We start from the raw sequence: 17,579 nt of genomic DNA on the forward strand, positions 1-17,579 counted from the left end.
TGTATATTTTAAAAAAATCTACTAAAAAGCTTGTGCAAATTCCTTCCTTTCCTGAAGCTAACCACCCTCTGGTGCAGTCGCTGTTTCATAACAGTGACCAAGAACTACTGAATCTGTTTAGGCGCTATCCCGATCATGGCAAATATTTTACAGTCATTTTTTGCCGTTATAGCCCTATAGTCTACACCTTGATTCAACATTCGGCGCGATCGCCTGTCCAGGCAGATTATCTATTTGCGCTCACTTGGCGACATATTTACTATGAACTCGGTGGACTTTATTTAACTAACCCAGAAACAGGACAGGAAATATTAACCCTGCAAAACTGGTTAATCAACATGACTGCTTTCTGCATTAATGAAATTAAACTACCGCCAACAGAGGCTATTCATTATTCACTCACAGACACTTCTCCGCCGCTATGGTGTTATATAGAACAGGGATTAGACCAACTACCACCAATATTACGCTTAATTGTCTTGATGGCTCAAACTTTCCACTGGAGCGAAACTCGAATTGCTGCTTATCTGCAAGCTGAAGGCGAAAAAATTTCTCCTGACGAAGTAGCCAATTTTCTCCAAGAAGGTTATCGTATGCTAGAAGACAAATTACCAGCTGATATTCGCGCTATTTACTTAGGTGAAGATACTGTTTAAGTTAAACTTAAGTATCAACGTGAAATTATCTATTTTGTACCTAAAAATTAACCTTCTTGCTTACACCTTTGATTTAGATCCAAAATTTCACGGTTAAGTGTTATGAAACAGCCGCTTTTTTTATCGCATTCTACTATTTTCAATTTAAATTTTTTCCTGATTTTACGGCAATTTAGTAAATTGCCACAAGGGATTGTATACAGCCTATTATTTACTTATTTTTTCATACCTACAGCGGCCAATGCTATTGATATTACCAAACAAATCCATAATCCTTTAAATCATCCTATCGGCAAACAATTAAATACCAGACAAACTAGGGAAGAAGCTGATAGATTACTGCGTCTAGGTAAACAACAATATGCCTCTGGAACTGTAGATAAAACCATTGAATCTGGATTACAAGCACTAGAGATTTATCACTCTCTTGGTGATATGAAAGCACAGGGTTTAACTTATGATTTGCTGGCTGGTGCTTATCTGCAATTAGGTAATCTCAAAGATGCAGAAGATGCTATTCGCCGTCGATTAGGTATAGCTCGTGATAATCAAGATTTTCAAAATCAGATTTTTGCCCTCAATAATCTTGGTACTCTGTTTCTGCAAAAAGGCGAACCAAAAGCCGCAGGACAGACTATTCAAGATGCCCTAGTCATGGCTCGCAATCTTGAAAATATTGAAGGACAAGGACTTTCACTCAGTAATTTAAGTCTTGTATATACACGATTGGGTGATTATAACCGAGCCATTAAATTAGCTCAAACTTCCTTAGATTTTCGCCGGAAAACAGGTGATGCGATTGGTGAAATAAATACTCTCAATAATTTAGGTGATGCCTACCTTCTAGCAGGAGATTATGAAAATACTATAGGTAATTATGGGGCAGCAATGCGTTTAGCTAAAATCAATTTTAATCGCCCTAACCAATTACGAGCAATTGATGGTTTAGTGACGGCTCATACTGCTGTTGGTCGTTATGAACGTGCTTTAGAATTACTAGAACAACGATTTGCGATCGCAAAATTTTTAAATGACCCCAGGGAAGAATTAAAATATTTAGTATCGTCTGGTGAACTTTATGAAAAACTCCAGGATTATGGGAAAGCACGTAGTTTTTACCAACAGGCTCTTTCTCTAGCACGAAAATTAGGAGACATCAAACAAGAAGCAAAATTGCTCAATAATCTTAACGAATTGAAAGGACGTTAAGTTTTCATAGGGAGCAGGGAACGGGCAACTCTTAACAGAAAAAAATCATGTTTAAAAACATGAGAGTGAAATAATGACACTGTCTTTTTTCTGGCAACGCATCTCAAAAAAACGTCTTTTTTTTGACTGAGCTTTAAACTCATAACTAAACTTTATTATCCGTTCCCTGTTCCCTGTTCCCTGTTCCCTTTTTTTGTAAAAATTCAGGAATCAGGAATCAGGAGGCAGGAGTAAAACCCTGTTGTACTCAGAGTTTTACTATCAATAGATGTCCTAACCACCCTGTCCACTGCTATATTTAACTAATGACTAATTAAAGAAAACTGATCCGTTTGGTTCAATTCTCATTGCACTTCTATCCTGGTTGACATTAGTGGTTTCTTTTAATGTCACCTCTAAACTTCCTCCTTCTTCACCAGGTTTCGGTGTCACCATCAAAAGTCCAGCGTCTTGGCGTTGAAATGTTATCGTTACGGGTGCGCTTAAACCTTGTAGAGTTATATCTGATTTACCTTGTAATGTGCGTGGGGCTGTATCGCCAATTACTTGATAAGTGATAATTGCCCCTGTCTCATTCATCAACCTGATATTTGCTTTGCCATTTGCGAGAGCAATTCTTGTAGTGCCATCTTGTCCTTGTTGTGGTGATTGTACGCTACTGGATGGGGTGCTACTTGGGAGTGTTTGTGTAGAATTTTCTCCCATGGTGCTGCGATTTTGTCCTTGTTGTGGTGATTGTACGCTACTGGATGGGGTGCTACTTGGGAGTGTTTGTGTAGAGTTTTCTCCCATGGTGCTGCGATTTTGTCCTTGTTGTGGTGATTGTACGCTACTGGATGGGGTGCTACTTGGGAGTGTTTGTGTAGAATCTTCTCCCATGGTACTGCGATTTTGTCCTTGTTGTGGTGATTGTACGCTACTGGATGGGGTGCTACTTGGGAGTGTTTGTGTAGAATCTTCTCCCATGGTACTGCGATTTTGTCCTTGTTGTGGTGATTGTACGCTACTGGATGGGGTGCTACTTGGGAGTGTTTGTGTAGAATCTCCTGTCTGAAGCCTCCGTTCGGCACGATTATAAGGCGGTTCATTCAGAATAGTAGGATTGGGATTAAGTGCTGAGGATGCTTCAGCATCAACACCTGAACTGCTTAGAGATGACGATGGACTGATAGGGAGTGGGATGATTCCTACTTCCATAAGTTTAAGAGTTAAAGCATTGGGAGGACATCCAGCAGGAGCTAATATCCGATTGTTATGTGGTTCTTCGTAGAAAATACTGGGACAAGGGTTAATTTTAGAAGTCGTTGCTTGTGCCATTACAACTTGGGGAATGGCTGGTAAACTAATCAGTAAACCGCTACAAACAGTCCCAATAAATTGAACAGATTTTTGAAGATTCATCATTTTTGCTCCTGTGAAAATATTAAGAATAGGTAACAAGTTAAAAGTCAAAAGTCAAAACTAAATAACTTCTGTTACCTGTTACCTGTCACCTGATTATGCTTCTTCCCAAAGTTGGCGAATTTTATTAGGCAACCAGGTAGAAATTTCTTGAATTCGTGCTGGTGATAATTCCTCTTTTGTGGCAGAAAATACAGCCTTAACTACTTGTTCTGCATTTGCATTGGGCGGCATTCCGCCTTCATTAGCAACTCGAAATAAAAAGCGATCACTATCAATTCCTCTAAAAATCCCTGTCGGTTGCAAAGGTTGACGGACTCGACTTAAAAATGCAACAATTGGGTTGGTATCGTGCCACAAATCTGCAATTTCTAGTTGCAGGGATTTATCTTTAGTTATCTCTGCTGCTTCATGCAATTCCGCCTCAACTCTGTCAGCAGCGGCTGTTGTCATTAAATCCCGCATCACCCGAAAGACTACTTCCGTTAAATCCCTCGCATCAAAAACGTCTGTCAACCCACTTTTAGCCATAACCCTTTCTAGAAAAGGTAAATCTTTGTCAGCAATAGTTACTGATTGTTTTTCCGGGGCTACTGTTGGGGGATTAACTTCTAACTTCTCTAATAGCTGCTGTCCTTTCTGCGTCATTTCCGCTTTTTTGAAAGTAATCAAATGCGGTAAAGGTCCATCCGGTGCGCCAAGAGTATTAGCAATCCGCAAATCGAATTCCTGGGGATGAATTAAATCAGGAACATCTTCTTGAGTAGCGTAAGTATTGCCTGTAAACTCAGCATTGATATAATGATTTTGATTCAAGTAATCTAAATGTCCCAAAAATTCAGATACTGTAATTCTATGACCAGGAAAGTCAGATTCATTAAAGTGAACTTCGTGCATTCCCTGTCCGGTTTCGTTAATTTTCTTGAGTAAAGTGTAAGTAACATCTTGTCTGATTGTAATCGGCATCTCATCCTCCAGAATCCTATGTATGAACGAGCAGAAATTCATAGCAACAGGCATTTAAACCCATAACTATATGAAATAAAATTTACTGAACCAATTAATTTTCTAGAAAAAATTGGAAATCATTAATGGAAAATAATTTAATTAAATTATTTATTGGCATAATTTTGATTACACACAGGTGAATTTGCCTGTGCTAATCAGATTTGCGGCATTTTGCTTATCACTACAAATCAATAATAAATAATGTAATTAGCGTTCTTCATCTATCACAAGAAACAAACGTTGCCTAAATTTCCAGGAATTTTGCATAAATATTTAATCTACAATTTAATACTCAAGACTGATTGGTAAAATGACGATGAAGGTAGAACCTTTACCGACAACACTTTCAACTTGAATTTGGCCTTGATGATGTTCAACAATAGCTTGAGCGATCGCTAATCCCAATCCTGAACCAGTGGTAGTTTCCCGACTCTGATGAGTACGCGCTGGATCTACACGATAAAATCTATCAAACAGTCGTGGTAAAGACTCTGAAGGAATACCAACTCCCGAATCAGTGATTTTAATTTGTAAAGAAGCAACACCATAACGAATTCCCGAAAGCCTTGCTAACTCCACCTGCACATTTCCCTGAGTTGGTGTATATTGCAAAGCATTGCCAATCAAATTCGTAGATAACCGTACCAGTTCATCCCAGTTACCCATCAAAGTAAACCAATTTTCCTGTAACTCTGGGTCAATTTCCCCCGGCGGATCAACTATACTCAGAGTTAGAGTAATTTGCTTTTCTGTAGCTAAAAGTTGTTGTTCTTCCAAAACTTCCATCAACAAAGCATCTACAGGACAAGGTGAAAATACAACCTTGCTAATACCACTATCCTGTCGTGCGAGAAACAATAAATCATTCACCAACCTACCCAAACGCTGGGTGAGTCGTTCCACTAATTTTAATTGTTGGCGATAATGAGAAATACTATTAGTTTCCAAGTCTAAATCAGCCAGCGCCACTTGCACATTAGTTTGAATCAAAGCAATCGGACTTCTTAACTCATGGGAAGCATCAGCTGTAAATTGCTTGAGACGTTGATAAGACTCCCCCACCGGTTCCATAGCTTTACCTGACAGAAACCAACCACTCGCAGCTACCGACAGCACCATTAACCATGTACCCAAAGCCAAATCAAAAATCAACTGACGACTGGGTTTAGTGACTTCAAACCAAGGATGACTGACGCGCAGATAGCCTAAAACCTGTCTTCCCATTTCAACCCGATGGGTAACTTGTCGCAATAGCAGTTCTGAGTCTCCCCATCCCCCCATCCCCACGACACGCACAGTTTCACCAATGCGATTACCATGAATAGGAATATCTAAAGGTTCGGAAAAAGTTGACCACCGTAATTCACCAGTAGGGCTGAACCATTCTAGGTCAATGTGGTCATCTTCGGCTGCATCAGCATTATTGCGAAAACTAGCTTCTACATTGACGCGGAGTTTATTAGGTTGAAAATTAACGGGTTCAATGACTAATGAACGCTCTACAACTTCCACCACATGATTTAAAGTATCATCCACCCGTTCTACAAGTGTACTACGAACATATAAATACACACCAGTGGCAAATAAGAGTAGTAAGATAGCAGTAACAGCAGTGTACCAAAGGGCAAGACGGCGACGAGTGGCTTGAAACATTATTTCCGCATTGTTAAATATCTCTTAACCAAAACTTACTATATTAATTAAATTAATTTAATTAAGTTACAGCACATTGCAGGTAAATGAAGTACAAAATTTCCATCAAAAATTAAGTATCAAAGGGGTTTTACTCCTGACTCCTGAATTAATTCTGCTGTAAGTCTTCTCCAGTTTGCTGCGCGACATCTACTAGCCTTTAAGTAATCATGCCAAAAACCAAAAAGAGCAACCCTACCATTAATCTCAGTGATCCACAATACTATATCAACCGCGAGTTAAGCTGGTTAGAGTTTAATAGTAGAGTGTTGCATGAGGCTTGTGATGAGCGCACCCCACTACTGGAACGCCTCAAATTTTTGGCTATTTTCAGTTCTAACTTAGATGAGTTCTTCATGGTGCGGGTTGCAGCTTTAAAGCAACAGGTAGAAGCTAAAGTCAACCTCTTAACTCCTGATGGTCGCACACCGCAACAACAGCTAGATGATATTCGGTTGCACCTAAATCCTTTGGTAACAAAACACAACCAACAGTTTGAGCAGGTTCTACAACCGCTGTTAGCAAATCACGGTATTCATATCATTAAATACATAGAAATGAATGCGAAACAGCGGAGTTATCTAGATAACTACTTTAAAGAACAAATCTTTCCGGTACTGACTCCTTTAGCTGTTGACCCCAGTCATCCTTTTCCCTACATCTCTAATCTCAGCTTGAATCTGGCTGTTGTGGTGAAAAACCCAGATACGGAAGAAGAATTTTTTGCCAGAGTCAAAGTTCCCAGTGTTTTACCCCGATTTATACCTTTACCATCAGAGTTAGGAATTCAAAACAACGGAAAACCGATTAACTGGATAGGAGTGCCTTTGGAACAGGCGATCGCTCACAATCTAGAATATCTGTTTCCAGGGATGAATATTCAGGAATATCACCCCTTCCGCATTACTCGCGATGCTGACTTAGAACTAGAGGAAGACGAAGCCGATGACTTGTTATTAGCCATTGAACAAGAACTGCGTAAACGGCGCATGGGTGGAACTCCAGTCCGGCTAGAAATTCGCTCCCAAACACCAGAAATTTTGCGATCGCGGTTATTGCAAGATTTGGAATTAACCGAAAACGACGTTTATCAAGTAGATGGTTTATTGGGACTGCGAGACTTGATGTATTTTATGGCTTTACCATTGCCAGAACTCAAAGAACCACCACGTCAGTCTGTAGTCCCTTCCCGCTTACAACGCCTTAAAGAACCCTGTATAGATCCAGATGTCTTGGAAGTAGAAGAAGGAAAGGACTTTTTCTCTGTAATTCGTGAAAAAGATCTGCTGGTACATCATCCCTATCAATCATTCTCCGGCACAGTAGAACGTTTTATTACCCACGCTGCTTGGGACCCGAATGTACTAGCTATCAAAATGACTCTTTACCGGACTTCTGGTGATTCACCCATTGTTAATGCTTTAATTGCCGCAGCAGAAAATGGTAAACAAGTTTCTGTGTTAGTGGAATTAAAGGCACGGTTTGATGAGGAAAATAATATTTACTGGGCTAGACGTTTAGAAAGAGTTGGGGTTCATGTTGTTTATGGTTTAGTCGGTCTGAAAACCCATAGCAAAATTGTCATGGTGGTACGGCGAGAAAAAGATCGGATGCGCCGTTATGTGCATATTGGAACTGGAAATTATAACCCGAAAACAGCACGACTATATACAGATTTAGGATTGTTGAGTTGTCGGGAAGAATTGGGTGCAGATTTAACAGATGTGTTTAACTTCTTGACGGGATATTCTCGCCAAAAAACTTATCGAGAAATATTAGTTGCACCTGTGAATATGCGCGATCGCTTTCTCGAACTTATTAAGCGAGAAATTGAAAATGCCCAAAATGGATTTTCTGGGCGCATTGTTGCCAAGATGAATGCCCTTGTCGATCCGGAAATTATCGCCACTTTATATGCCGCTTCCCGCGCTGGTGTGCAGATTGATCTAATTATCCGGGGTATATGCTGCTTACGTCCTGGACTCAAAGACATCAGTGAAAATATTCGCATCATCAGCATTATTGGCCGATTTTTAGAACACTCTCGCATTTTTTACTTCTACAACAATAGCCAAGAAGAAATATATATTGGCAGTGCTGACTGGATGCGTCGTAATTTAGATCGCCGAGTCGAAGTTATCACTCCCATTAAAGACCAAGATATTGCTAAAGATTTGCAAGAAATTCTGGGAATTATGTTGGCAGATAACCGTCAAGCTTGGGATTTACAACCTGATGGTAGTTATATTCAAAGACGACCCTGCGATGATTGTTCAGAAGCTAATTCCCAAAAAATTCTCATGTCTATGGCATTGCGTTCCACAAGCATGACCTAAAATCTCATTACTTTCATCATTAAGATCCCCAGCTTCTTGTAAAAGTTGGGGATCGTCACTGTTCACACAAGATTTAGCATTGTAATACCTTAAAATGTGCATCAAATTGGTTTTCTTTATAAAATTTTATTTTTTCGGGAACTTTTACTCATTACTTCATCATTACTTCATCATTACTTCATCAGAAAACACCACCTATTCAACCGTAGGATAGAGTTAAGAACGGCACTTATTCCCATACACTATAGAAAGATTTATATGTAATGTTGTGTTTCCAGAAATGTTGATGTTGTCCTGTGAGCCTTCTTCCTTGAGCGTTCTATTGGTCGATGATCACGACCTAACTCGTTTAAGCCTACAATTAGCTTTTTCTTGCCAAGAAAATATGCATGTGGTAGGTTTAGCCCGTAATGGTCAAGAAGCTATAGAAATGGTCAAATGTTTCCAACCTGATGTAGTAGTTCTGGATTTACATATGCCAGTTATGGATGGTTGGCGAGCTTCCGGTTATATTAAGTCCATATCTCCAAATACTCAAATCCTGGCTTATTCTTCAGTAGAAGATGCACATTTACAGCAGACAAAGGCAATGTCTAGTTTTGATGAAGTTTGCACAAAAGATGCACCTACAAATGAACTCATTGCTTTAGTTAGACAGCTAGGCCAGCGTGCTGCTGAAAATTCTGTTATAGGCTGAATTATAATCAGCGCCTGTTTATATCATGTCTGATAAAAAATTGCGGATCAATGAAGAGACGTTGCATACAGCGTCTCTTCATCATGCTTGATTAGCCAAATATAATATAACCGTAATTTAACGGTTGCCGATGTATGTTATTACAGCAGATTGCAGATCAATGATGTACAGAATCTAAATTGAAACCTATACACAAAGCCCGTTTTACTCCTGACTCCTGACTCCTGACTCCTGCTGTATGTTAGCTTCATTTCGGCTTAATTAGCTTCTGGCTCTGGAATAGTGCGTCTAAATTCATCAATTAAATCATCTAATTCTTCCAAGGCTTGATTTACGTCAACTCTCAAAGTGCCTAAATTGGGTTGCTCCAACAGACTTAGCAGGTATTCACGTTTACTTTGGACTGAGGCAATTCTTTGTTTGATTGTTTGCAAATCCATTATTTTATTCCCATCTTTGATTATTCTTAATTAAACTTAACGCAAAATGGTCTGAATCCCATAAGTAAGGAGATAGATACCAGAATTCTTGGAAAAATCGGGGTTCTGGGTATTAGTAAGGCATAGATGATCCTATTGCCAATTAACCATGATAATAAAACTAAGATCTTAAGAAATTATACATACTTCAAATCATGCTGGGCATCATTTCTTTGGGAACACTCGGTTTAACCTTGGGTAGCATATTAACCATAGTCGGCTTTGTGGCTTATGCTGCTGATAATGCGACTCTCAACCTGGTCGGCTTTTTTTATGGCTTTCCTCTCTTGTTGGGAGGTCTAGCACTCAAAGCCAATGAACTCAAGCCCATACCCTTTAGCCAAGCTACTACACCATCAGTATTGGCGCTCAGAACACAGCAAGCAACTGTGACTCAAAATAAAATCCGCAAGGACATCACACGATTTTGCTACGGTCAAGAAGCTCATTTAGATCGGGCGCTGGCTTACTTGGGTCTGAGTCCCAGCGATGAAGAACGTCCAGTAGTGACTGGCTTAAGAGAAACAGAGGTTCAGGGCGCTTATGCCTTAATTTTAGAATTTGATTCGCCTCTCATTCCTCTGGATATTTGGCAAAAAAAGCTGGAGAAAATGACCAAATACTTTGCTCCTAATGTTGAGGTGAAAATCACCCAGCCCGCTGAAGATAGAATTGAACTGGAGTTAATTACTACTCAACAGTAGTTGCTGGTAATAGGTAATAGGTAATAAATTTTTTTTCCCAATTACCAATTACCAATCCCCAATTGCTTACTTTTCTAATCGCACTGCATACCACTGTAAATATTTTCCAGCACCAACATCTAACTCACAACTGGTATTAATTAAATATTGTGCTTGCTCTGTGACTGACTGAAATTTCTGCACATCAGGAGGCAAGTCATCAAATGTAAGTTGCTGCAAAGTATTTGCCAACTTTTCTAATAACTCTGATGTTGTCAGAAATCGTTCTGGTTGGTTTGTTTCTAGAACAACAAAGTTGTCTTGTTCATACATTAATGGATGTGGCATTTATTAATTTGCTAATTAAAGATTAGTTTAATTTGTGAGAGGATTTAAAAGCTGATAGCTTACCTAAGATGGATAAACTGGTAAAGTAAAATGAAACCATGCGCCACCTTGAGGGGTTGAGTCTACCCAAATTTGACCATAGTGCGCTAGGATAATACGCTGGCATAAAGCCAACCCAATTCCATAACCATCGGTTCCTTGATCACGTTGTAGACGGAAATGATTTTCAAAGATGCGATCGCGGTTTTCTTGGGGAATACCAGGACCAGTATCACCAATACTAAACTGCACTTTTTGGGTAGTACGGTGCAGTCCAGCTAGACTAATGATGCCACCTGCAGGTGTGTATTTAATAGCATTATCCAACAAATTCACCAAAACTTGGCGGATGCGTTCTGGATCTGCATATACAGAGGGTAAGTCTTGGGGGATATCTGTTTCTATTTTTTGAGCTTTGGCAAGATAGCGAGCGCGTAATTCTTCCAATACTTCATAAGTGAGTTTACCTAATTCCAGCTTTTGAGGTATAATCGGGAATTCTGTATCATTACCACGCCCGACTTGCAGCAGGTCGGCAATCATGCGATCAATTATCCGTGTTTGACTACGGGCTTGTTTTAATAAATGTTCCGCCATTGCTGGTTTTAAACGTTGAAATTCTCCTTTTTCCGGATTATAGTTAGCTTGAAGCGTTTCTATGGCTATTGAAGCAGCAGTTAAAGGATTGCGGAGATCATGTGCTAACATTGCCATCACCCGATCTTTAAATTGTAACTGTTCTTGAAGTTTCTCTTTTTCCTGCTTCAAGTTAAAAATTTCATCTGAAAGCTTAATCAACTCCACAGAAACAGCGACAGAATGTATTGTAGATGTGGGTGATGTTACCCGAACATTCTCATCTCTGACTTCTTGTAAGTCTTCTCTAACTTCTTGTAAGTCTTCCTGTAACTTTAAGCAAGCACTTACAGATATTTGCCAACGAGGCCACCAGTTTTGCAATTGGGCTATGATATTACTTCCAGCCAGAGTCTGTTGAGGTTCTGGATGGATTTTGATCAAAGCGGGCGTTGCTACCAATTTAAAATGTTCCGCTAAATACGGTTGTTGCCCGACATCAATAATTTGCAGTTCAAAAGTATACTCTGCTTCTAATTCTCTTAAATAAGAGCGTATTCGCTGTACTTGTTGCCGGGACTTTGGCCGTCCATCGACAAACAGTAACAGCTGGAGTGGAGCCTCAGAATAGATAGGCTGATCCTGGGAAACTTGCATGTAATCGTGTTTCAGCACTGGTAACAACCTGGCGACGCTTTGCAGAAAATAAAATAGACTGACGTTTGTCGATGGTCGTTGTTTTCTTCCAATTTAATATCTATTTTAGATTTTTCATACACCCATCAAATCGGCATTTTTGACATGAGAAAAATCTTTTTGGGATTTTTGCTTCCTTTGACACTAACTTTTACTCCCAGCTTTGCCTTAGCTAAGGAATATAAGTCGACTTTAGACCTGAGTCAAAGTCTTGATTCAGTAGAAGGAAACAATATATTTTATACCACAACCATGCGGCTTATACAGCAGCAGATTTATTTAATTGCTCGACTTGAGCAAGCTTTGACCAGTCCAGATGCCAACAAAATGAGATCCGTTGGCGGACAATTAATTGTTCATACGCATTCTGTAGAAACTTTTCTCAAGCGTCAGCACCCAAGTCCGAAAACTTTGTGTACTGAAAAAGGAGAGTTATCCCCACAGTCTGCTTTACCTTTGCAGTTAACTGATGCTCAATTACAAATTTACTGCTCTTTGTATGCTTCTAGCCAGGAATTATTAAAATTATCCCCAGTTATAGATCGGTTGTTGTCTCGACGAGGTGAGTTAGCCTTGGTGAAACCGTTACCCTTAGTTTCTGGAGAACGACAGTCAGATCCTGTAATTTCCATTGCACCTTTACAGCGTCCTGATCTTGGTAAACCATCAACACCTTATGCCAGTAGAGAACCAAATTTAAATTCATCCCCATTACCAGTAGTTGGCAGCCCTGCGAAAACAGCCATAACTAATTATAGACCGTCCATGCAGCCTGCGATCGCACCACCAGAGGAAGCTATCACTACGCTGAAAACTGCTGATCAAATCTTGCAAACAGCCCAAGCAGCATTTCCCGCTAACATTAAATTTATCAATCCACAGGAAGACGCAGCGAGTCTTGACCGTTTTGCTTACGACATTGATTCCCAAGAAAAACAAATTTACGCTCAGTTTTTGCACTTGCCTAACACGGGAATTTTTCGAGTGTTACCTGATTCAGCCTATCGTCGTCAGCCGAATACTCTCCAGAATCGACTACAACCCAGTGTTAGTGAGCGATATCCTTTTCCCTCTGTGGGTGACGTTAAGGGAAATTTCATTCCTAGTTTAGCACTGAAGATGATTGATGATAACTTCCAGTTAGTCCCTCAAGGAATAAATTATGGCTTCATCATCAATATAGGTGATATACCCTTGGAAAAATTGGATGCTAGACTACAAGCTGTGAATTCATCCACACGAGACTTTTTTCTCAACTACCAGCCACCGAAAGAGTTAAAAGCCTTACAAATAGACAGACGACGTTTGATCACAGGTAAAAACCAAAATTGGCAGCAGTCGCAAATTTACTTAAGTAGTGCTAGAGCCAAGTTAAATCATACTTACCTGGTGCGATCGCTCCAATTCCAACTCCCAGAAATCATTTTAAATCGTCAACCCATCTCCCGCCAAAATAGCCGTATTAGACAGCAATTAACAGAAGTGCATAGTAGTGATAACATCATAGCCTTCCGCGCCGTGCGTCGCCGTCCAGATGGCAGCTACACTATTCTGTGGCGAGTTCTCCACAAGTTACCCGCACCGCAAATTGAAGATTTAGAGAATTATGTGATAGGTGATTGATTGGTGATTGGTGATTGGGAAATTAATCCTTGAAAATATGTATGTACTTTGTAATGGAAAAGAATCAATCTCCCCAGTCCCCAGTCCCCAGTACCCAATCCCCAGTCACCTGCTCCCTGAAATGCTAGGGTAGAAATTGACAGTAAATAGATTTGTGATTTCCTGTGGTGCTTTTTAAACGTCCAGTTATCTTTCTCAGTATGGCTGTTTTACTCTCTTCCTTAACAGCCTGTACTAACGGCTCTGCTGCTAAAAATTTAGAACAGTCTTTAGCGGCAGATCCCTTACTACAAAGTAACCCTGCGGTTTTGGGTGCAACCAAGAATCAAGAAATATCAACTGCACCTAAAATTCAATTACCTGCTGAATTTCCTCAAGAAATTCCTATATATCCTAATGCCAAATTAGAAGAAATTAAACGTGCTAATAATTCAGACAATAAAATTTTAACTCGTTGGCAAAGTTCTGACCCCAGCAATATTATTGCCAGTTTTTATCGCAGCCAGTTTCAATCTAACAAATGGCAAGTTTTACAACAACCAAAAGATGATGTAGAAGGCGCTTTTGAAGTGCAGCGTAATGATTTGTTATTGAAGGTAGCCATTAACCCAAAAACAGTCACCAAATCTGCACCCAATCAACCGCAAACAGCAACAGAATTGCTAATTGAATATACACCGAATACTGTTGCCACAAATCAACCTAACTTAAATACAAATTCTGGTACAGTTTCCCCATCAGTTGATCCTCAATCTCTTGGTCCTGTGTCACCCGGTGTTAATGTCCTCAAACAGCCAAATAGCGGAGTTGAAATATCAGAATCTCAAGAATTTAACGACTTGAATAAAGTACCACCAGAATGGCGAAAACAGATTGAAAATTTAGCAAAATTGGGTGTTTTATCAATTGAATCACAGCCAATTAACAATAATTCTACTAATGTTAGAAACAATCAATTTGAACCAGATAAAATCATTACCCGCAGAGAATATGCTCGTTGGTTAGTAGCTGCTAATAATGTTATGTATGCTAATAATCCAGCTAAAAAAATTCGTTTGGCATCAGCAAGCATTAACCCGACTTTTAGAGACGTTTTACCTAAAGATCCTGATTTTCCAGCTATTCAAGGATTAGCAGAAGCGGGATTAATTCCTAGTAGTTTGTCTGGAGATGCTACAGCCGTTTTATTTCGTCCTGATGCACCTCTAACACGGGAACAGTTGCTAATGTGGAAAGTGCCTTTAGATACTCGCCAAGCCTTACCTGCGGCCAATTTGGAAGCAGTCAAGCAAACCTGGGGTTTTCAAGATACAGAAAAAATCGACCCCAAGGCATTAAGAGCAATCTTAGCTGATTTTCAAAATGCTGAACAGTCAAATATTAGAAGAGTGTTTGGTTATACGACACTTTTTCAACCTAAAAAAGCTGTGACTCGCGCTGAAGCTGGTACGGCTTTATCGTATTTTGGTCTTCAGAGCGAGGGGATGTCAACAATTGAAGCTTTGAAGTTAAAAGGTGAGTAGTTGGATGTTATTTTTAATTTATCTTGATGTTGTATCCAATCTGGACGGTTGAAAATTTCGGTTCTTCGGTACTTGTTATGCTAAATTACCAATTGTGTATAAAGGGAACAGGGAACAGGGAACAGGGAACAGGGGGAAGAGACAATATTTTTCCCTAATGTTAAAAATTATGGTTTAGTTCCTATACATACTAAGCTTCCTGAGATTTTTTTGTCTAGATTTTGTATATTAGGTACGGAAGAACCAAAATTTCTTGTCTCAGGGTTTTTATGACCCGCAGTTCCCCCTAATCAAACCTGTCCATAATAAAGCACCATTTTTTACCTTTACTTAATAAGGGTATTTATTTTGGCATAGTTTAGGATAGAAAAAAATATAGAGACGTTATATACAACGTCTCCACAAGAAGCTTGCACATTAAGGCTTATAATGTAGTGATGTTAAAGTATTATTTTGATTCGTTTCATAACTATTCGCTAAACTTCAGCAAAGTGAGATATATTTACCTCTACATCTTTTGATTGTTCCCGACTTTGATCAGGAAAATGCTTATTTATCAACGCTGGAACTTGTCGGGCTTGAATGCGACTATAACGGTTTTTATCTGGCATTACTAAATTTGGTCCTGCCTTACAATTTTTCATACAGCCAGTACCTTGAATATTTACTGTATCTTGCAAACCGCGATCGCTCAATTCAGATTCTAAAGCCTGACACAACGCCTTACCACCGCGCTTCATACAATCTGACTTTTGACAAACTAATATAGTTTGCGTCTTCGCTGGTTTAGCTTGAGGTTTACCTGACGATGAAGATGGTGAAACTCCCCCCATCTGAGAACGTGCAGCCATTACCTGTTCAGCCTTTAGTGTCACCTGTTCCTTTTTAGAATCATACTTTTTAGTTCCTACAACTTGTAACCAAGTTCCGCGCGGTAGGTGCAAATCAAAAGCTACCCGTAAATGTTTAGCTAACTTCACATAGTATTCACCCTCAGCAGTCGCTAACAATAAGCCTTTGAGCTTATAGCCGTCTTTAATCACAAAATCTAAAAACCTGCCCTCAAAGCAAAATTCCGCTACTTCTAGACTGGGATATCCACTCATTTTTTTTACCTATTTCTAAACAACACAAGCTTTCAGATGACTAAAACTTTTGGTAGCGACTGCGCCAACAATCTTCAAGACTGCCAATTAAGTCTTGACGAGAAGCCGTAAATTGTCGCACCACACTCCAAAGTTGAACAGCTATCTGAGGGTTGGCAATTTCTACCTGTAATGGCTGGTTAGTCTCACAGCGACAAGGAATATCTAATTCGTTTAAGCGTTGATAAACCTGCCAACGGTCTGCCCAATTAACCTCAACAACGTACTTTATTCCTGTTTCTGAACTAGAAGATTTCAAGCGAATTGCCCTCAATGTGCAACAAACTTGCAGTAAACACAAGATATTAACTCCCTGTGTTTGGGAGTTTGTCTGAGTTGAACCTCATAAATAAGAATAGCGTAAGTGCAAATAATTGTCATTAAATTTGCAAAATATTTGCAGGAAACTTTTTTCAACGGTTGAGCATATTTTGTTACTTTAGTCAAGAATGATATGAAACCAATAGCAATAAATTAAATAGTTAGCACCAGACTGAGAACAAAAATGGACACTCCCAGCAGTTAAAAATTAAAAATTCTGTAAGATTTAATAGACTTGCATTGATTTTTTTCAATGTTAAAATATAAGAATTAAGCGGTTAAAAACTGTAACTGCTAAAAAGCGAGGAGAACAATGTCCGATACTCAAACTCTGTTACAAAATTTTGGTCAAGTATATGACAATCCTGTATTGCTGGATCGCAGTGTTACCGCTCCAGTAGTTGAAGGATTTAACGTTGCATTAGCTAGTTTTCAAGCCCTTTACTTACAGTACCAAAAACACCATTTTGTAGTTGAGGGTGCAGAATTTCATTCATTGCATGAATTTTTTAACGAAAGCTACCAAGAAGTTCAAGATCACATCCATGAGATTGGTGAGCGTTTAAATGGATTGGGTGGTGTACCCGCTGCTTCATTTAGCAAATTAGCCGAATTATGCTGCTTTGAACCAGAAGCAGATGGGACATTTTCTTCCCGGAAGATGATAGAAAATGACCTAGTTGCAGAACAGGCTATGATTAACTTAATTCGCCGTCAAGCCGCTCAAGCCGAGAGTTTGGGCGACCGGGGTACACGCTATCTCTACGAAAAAATCCTGTTAAAAACTGAAGAAAGAGCTTACCATTTAGCCCACTTCTTGGCTAAGGATAGTTTGACATTGGGTTTTGTCCAACCTGCTCAAAACTAAACTTCACATCATCTCAAATTCTTCATTTAGACTGATGCAAAATTTAGCTGTATAGGCTACATCAGAATAACAAATTGTGGCAGATAGGAAAGTTTATGCCTGTCTGCCATTTTTTATATCAGCCAATAGGGATCATTTATGTTAAAATCAAATTTTAAATAACTAACTAATAAAAATATTTATCATTAAAAACTGAAAATTAATTTTTATTCAACTGATAAATATATTATTTATATAATCTCTTAATAGAGATATGAAAAAACGCCAACGACTGCTTAT

At 39.2% G+C, this 17,579-nt stretch carries 16 protein-coding genes; 8 read left to right on the forward strand and 8 right to left on the reverse strand.

Going from position 1 to position 17,579, the window contains the following annotated elements; genetic code table 11:
- The first annotated feature begins 32 nt into the window (after positions 1 to 32).
- The gene (locus H6G06_RS10005; protein WP_190559573.1) at positions 33 to 656 is read left to right on the forward strand and encodes an RNA polymerase sigma factor; all 624 of its coding nucleotides are present in this window, start codon (positions 33 to 35) and stop codon (positions 654 to 656) included.
- Between the two features lie 102 nt (positions 657 to 758).
- Positions 759 to 1,865: a tetratricopeptide repeat protein gene (locus H6G06_RS10010; protein ID WP_190559575.1), complete on the forward strand. Its 1,107-nt coding sequence runs from the start codon at positions 759 to 761 to the stop codon at positions 1,863 to 1,865.
- Between the two features lie 309 nt (positions 1,866 to 2,174).
- Here the strand turns inward: H6G06_RS10010 and H6G06_RS27985 are convergent, their stop codons facing one another.
- The 3 genes from H6G06_RS27985 to H6G06_RS10025 form a co-directional block, all read right to left on the reverse strand.
- The gene (locus tag H6G06_RS27985) at positions 2,175 to 3,269 is read right to left on the reverse strand and encodes a hypothetical protein (RefSeq protein ID WP_190559577.1); all 1,095 of its coding nucleotides are present in this window, start codon (positions 3,267 to 3,269) and stop codon (positions 2,175 to 2,177) included.
- Positions 3,270 to 3,362: 93 nt separating this feature from the next.
- Positions 3,363 to 4,232: a DUF2267 domain-containing protein gene (locus H6G06_RS10020; protein ID WP_190559579.1), complete on the reverse strand. Its 870-nt coding sequence runs from the start codon at positions 4,230 to 4,232 to the stop codon at positions 3,363 to 3,365.
- Positions 4,233 to 4,559: 327 nt separating this feature from the next.
- Positions 4,560 to 5,927 carry a sensor histidine kinase gene (locus tag H6G06_RS10025; RefSeq protein WP_190559581.1) on the reverse strand — a complete coding sequence of 456 codons (1,368 nt, stop codon included), beginning with the start codon at positions 5,925 to 5,927 and terminating at the stop codon, positions 4,560 to 4,562.
- 209 nt (positions 5,928 to 6,136) lie between these two features.
- Here H6G06_RS10025 and ppk1 point away from each other — a divergent pair, with 209 nt between their 5' ends.
- Together ppk1 and H6G06_RS10035 are read left to right on the forward strand one after the other, a co-directional pair.
- A complete protein-coding gene (gene ppk1 / locus H6G06_RS10030) occupies positions 6,137 to 8,302 on the forward strand; it encodes a polyphosphate kinase 1 (protein WP_190559583.1) in 2,166 nt (721 codons plus the stop codon).
- A gap of 280 nt (positions 8,303 to 8,582) precedes the next feature.
- A complete protein-coding gene (locus H6G06_RS10035) occupies positions 8,583 to 8,999 on the forward strand; it encodes a response regulator (protein WP_190559854.1) in 417 nt (138 codons plus the stop codon).
- Between the two features lie 257 nt (positions 9,000 to 9,256).
- On the opposite strand, the gene H6G06_RS10040 is transcribed toward H6G06_RS10035, so the two are convergent.
- Positions 9,257 to 9,439 (reverse strand): hypothetical protein, encoded by a 183-nt coding sequence (locus H6G06_RS10040; RefSeq protein WP_190559585.1) that lies wholly within the window; start codon positions 9,437 to 9,439, stop codon positions 9,257 to 9,259.
- A gap of 194 nt (positions 9,440 to 9,633) precedes the next feature.
- On the opposite strand from H6G06_RS10040, the gene H6G06_RS10045 reads away from it, so the two are divergent.
- Entirely contained in the window at positions 9,634 to 10,182 is a 549-nt protein-coding gene (locus H6G06_RS10045; RefSeq protein WP_190559587.1) for a DUF2854 domain-containing protein, read from the forward strand.
- A gap of 66 nt (positions 10,183 to 10,248) precedes the next feature.
- Here H6G06_RS10045 and H6G06_RS10050 read toward each other — a convergent pair whose 3' ends face one another.
- Together H6G06_RS10050 and H6G06_RS10055 are read right to left on the reverse strand one after the other, a co-directional pair.
- Positions 10,249 to 10,509 carry a CRR7 family NDH-1 assembly protein gene (locus tag H6G06_RS10050; protein ID WP_190559589.1) on the reverse strand — a complete coding sequence of 87 codons (261 nt, stop codon included), beginning with the start codon at positions 10,507 to 10,509 and terminating at the stop codon, positions 10,249 to 10,251.
- A gap of 63 nt (positions 10,510 to 10,572) precedes the next feature.
- Positions 10,573 to 11,799 carry a histidine kinase gene (locus H6G06_RS10055; protein ID WP_190559591.1) on the reverse strand — a complete coding sequence of 409 codons (1,227 nt, stop codon included), beginning with the start codon at positions 11,797 to 11,799 and terminating at the stop codon, positions 10,573 to 10,575.
- Positions 11,800 to 11,925: 126 nt separating this feature from the next.
- Here H6G06_RS10055 and H6G06_RS10060 point away from each other — a divergent pair, with 126 nt between their 5' ends.
- Together H6G06_RS10060 and H6G06_RS10065 are read left to right on the forward strand one after the other, a co-directional pair.
- A complete protein-coding gene (locus H6G06_RS10060; RefSeq protein WP_190559593.1) occupies positions 11,926 to 13,443 on the forward strand; it encodes a hypothetical protein in 1,518 nt (505 codons plus the stop codon).
- Positions 13,444 to 13,607: 164 nt separating this feature from the next.
- Complete coding sequence (locus H6G06_RS10065; RefSeq protein WP_190559595.1) at positions 13,608 to 14,966, forward strand: S-layer homology domain-containing protein; 1,359 nt, start codon at positions 13,608 to 13,610, stop codon at positions 14,964 to 14,966.
- A 476-nt stretch (positions 14,967 to 15,442) separates the two neighbouring features.
- On the opposite strand, the gene H6G06_RS10070 is transcribed toward H6G06_RS10065, so the two are convergent.
- Positions 15,443 to 16,072 carry a (2Fe-2S) ferredoxin domain-containing protein gene (locus H6G06_RS10070; RefSeq protein WP_190559597.1) on the reverse strand — a complete coding sequence of 210 codons (630 nt, stop codon included), beginning with the start codon at positions 16,070 to 16,072 and terminating at the stop codon, positions 15,443 to 15,445.
- A gap of 40 nt (positions 16,073 to 16,112) precedes the next feature.
- Positions 16,113 to 16,370 carry an Asr1405/Asl0597 family protein gene (locus H6G06_RS10075; protein ID WP_190559599.1) on the reverse strand — a complete coding sequence of 86 codons (258 nt, stop codon included), beginning with the start codon at positions 16,368 to 16,370 and terminating at the stop codon, positions 16,113 to 16,115.
- 375 nt (positions 16,371 to 16,745) lie between these two features.
- On the opposite strand from H6G06_RS10075, the gene dpsA reads away from it, so the two are divergent.
- A complete protein-coding gene (dpsA, locus tag H6G06_RS10080) occupies positions 16,746 to 17,300 on the forward strand; it encodes a DNA starvation/stress protection protein DpsA (protein ID WP_190559601.1) in 555 nt (184 codons plus the stop codon).
- Positions 17,301 to 17,579 lie beyond the last annotated feature (279 nt).

The organism is Anabaena sphaerica FACHB-251 (assembly GCF_014696825.1).
GTDB lineage: Bacteria > Cyanobacteriota > Cyanobacteriia > Cyanobacteriales > Nostocaceae > RDYJ01.

Bases quoted from the DNA above. Each gene is read 5' to 3' on its own strand.
- H6G06_RS10010 (WP_190559575.1), top strand. From the start codon at position 759: ATGAAACAGCCGCTTTTTTTATCGCATTCTACTATTTTCAATTTAAAT.
- H6G06_RS27985 (WP_190559577.1), bottom strand. From the start codon at position 3,269: ATGATGAATCTTCAAAAATCTGTTCAATTTATTGGGACTGTTTGTAGC.
- H6G06_RS10020 (WP_190559579.1), bottom strand. From the start codon at position 4,232: ATGCCGATTACAATCAGACAAGATGTTACTTACACTTTACTCAAGAAA.
- H6G06_RS10025 (WP_190559581.1), bottom strand. From the start codon at position 5,927: ATGTTTCAAGCCACTCGTCGCCGTCTTGCCCTTTGGTACACTGCTGTT.
- ppk1 (WP_190559583.1), top strand. From the start codon at position 6,137: ATGCCAAAAACCAAAAAGAGCAACCCTACCATTAATCTCAGTGATCCA.
- H6G06_RS10035 (WP_190559854.1), top strand. From the start codon at position 8,583: ATGTTGATGTTGTCCTGTGAGCCTTCTTCCTTGAGCGTTCTATTGGTC.
- H6G06_RS10040 (WP_190559585.1), bottom strand. From the start codon at position 9,439: ATGGATTTGCAAACAATCAAACAAAGAATTGCCTCAGTCCAAAGTAAA.
- H6G06_RS10045 (WP_190559587.1), top strand. From the start codon at position 9,634: ATGCTGGGCATCATTTCTTTGGGAACACTCGGTTTAACCTTGGGTAGC.
- H6G06_RS10050 (WP_190559589.1), bottom strand. From the start codon at position 10,509: ATGCCACATCCATTAATGTATGAACAAGACAACTTTGTTGTTCTAGAA.
- H6G06_RS10060 (WP_190559593.1), top strand. From the start codon at position 11,926: ATGAGAAAAATCTTTTTGGGATTTTTGCTTCCTTTGACACTAACTTTT.
- H6G06_RS10070 (WP_190559597.1), bottom strand. From the start codon at position 16,072: ATGAGTGGATATCCCAGTCTAGAAGTAGCGGAATTTTGCTTTGAGGGC.
- dpsA (WP_190559601.1), top strand. From the start codon at position 16,746: ATGTCCGATACTCAAACTCTGTTACAAAATTTTGGTCAAGTATATGAC.